This window comes from Rhodococcus sp. EPR-134 (genome assembly GCF_001647205.1).
GTDB classification, from domain to species: Bacteria; Actinomycetota; Actinomycetes; order Mycobacteriales; family Mycobacteriaceae; genus Rhodococcus_F; species Rhodococcus_F qingshengii.
On record NZ_LVCT01000806.1, the window covers coordinates 1 to 1,373 of the forward strand.

At 66.1% G+C, this 1,373-nt stretch carries 2 protein-coding genes; both read left to right on the top strand.

Annotated elements, in window-relative coordinates; genetic code table 11:
• Nucleotides 1-561: ATP-binding cassette domain-containing protein (locus A2J01_RS34620; RefSeq protein WP_156519490.1), on the top strand; the 561-nt coding region annotated here is incomplete at its 5' end.
• On the top strand, nucleotides 551-1,373 hold an 823-nt coding region (locus A2J01_RS34625; RefSeq protein WP_269455355.1), incomplete at its 3' end, for an ABC transporter transmembrane domain-containing protein. The genes A2J01_RS34620 and A2J01_RS34625, both read left to right, overlap by 11 nt.

Below are 1,373 nucleotides of genomic sequence, written 5' to 3' on the forward strand. Positions count from 1 at the left end.
GCGATCACTGTGCTCACCGGTCCCAACGGCTGCGGCAAGTCGACGGCAGTGCACGCGCTGCTCGGGTTGATCGAACCGAGCAGTGGGCGTGTGACGGTCGCCGGCGTCGATGTCCGAGACCTGGACGAGCACGCGTGGTGGAGTCAGTTGGCCTGGCTTCCCCAGCATCCGGTCCTCCTACCCGGCACCGTTCGTGAAAATCTCGATCTCACCGGGGTCGTCGATGCGCAAGCACTGACCCGCGCCGCTGTTGCGACGGGATTCGACGCGGTACTGGCCGAGCTGCCTGCGGGCGTCGAGACCGTGATCGGCGTCGGCGGTACTGGTCTGTCGTTGGGGCAGCGGCAGCGCCTAGCACTGACACGCGTGCTTGCCTCGGACCGCGCAGTTCTTGTCCTGGACGAACCCACCGCTCACCTCGACTCCGATTCGGAAGGCACAGTGTTGGCTTCTCTGAGAGCACGGGCGGAGCGCGGCGACACCGTGGTCGTGATCGGCCACCGTCCGAGTGTGCTCGCCGCGGCTGACCGGATTGTCGAGGTACACGCTCATGAGAAGTGATACTCACGATCCGCTCCTGCGTGCTCTGCGGCTACTGGAACTTCGGCCACGACGCGTTCTGACGGCGGTCGCCGCCGGTGTGGCGACACTCGGTAGCGCACTCGCCTTGGCCGCGCTGTCCGCATGGTTGATCACGCGGGCCTGGGAGATGCCTCCCGTTCTCGACCTCAGTGTTGCGGTGGTTGCCGTACGAGCATTGGGGATCTCGCGTGGTGTCTTCCGCTATCTCGAACGATTGACGACGCACGACGTCGCGTTGCGCGGAACCACCGCGGCGCGATCGAGGATCTACCAGCAGTTGGCCGCAGGAGATCCCGCGGCAGCAGCCGGACTACGACGCGGTGACCTGCTCTCACGTACGGGCGCCGACGTGGATGCACTGGGCGACGTCGTCGTCAAAGCACTGATCCCGATTGCGGTCTCGATTGTCCTCGCGTTTGCTGCGGTGGGAATCCTGTTGTTCATCTCGGTTCCGGCCGCGCTCATTCTGGCCGTTGCGCTGGCGGTGTCCGGGATCGCGGCACCCTGGCTGTCGGCTCGTGCTGCTCGACTCGCCGAGGCCGACAGTTCTGCTGCCGCAGCGCGATTCAGTGAGTCCGCGGTGACCGCCCTCGACCATTCCGCCGAGCTCCGGGTATCGGGTCGCTTGGATCAGGCGGTGAGCGAGGCTGTGTCCGCCGAGAACGATGTGGTCGACGCAACCGATCGCGCGGCGGTCCCGAGTGCCTTTGCCGCCGCTGCCACGCCCCTGGCAATCGGAGTGAGCGTCCTCGGTGCCCTGCTGATCGGAATTACGCTGTACGGAACCACCG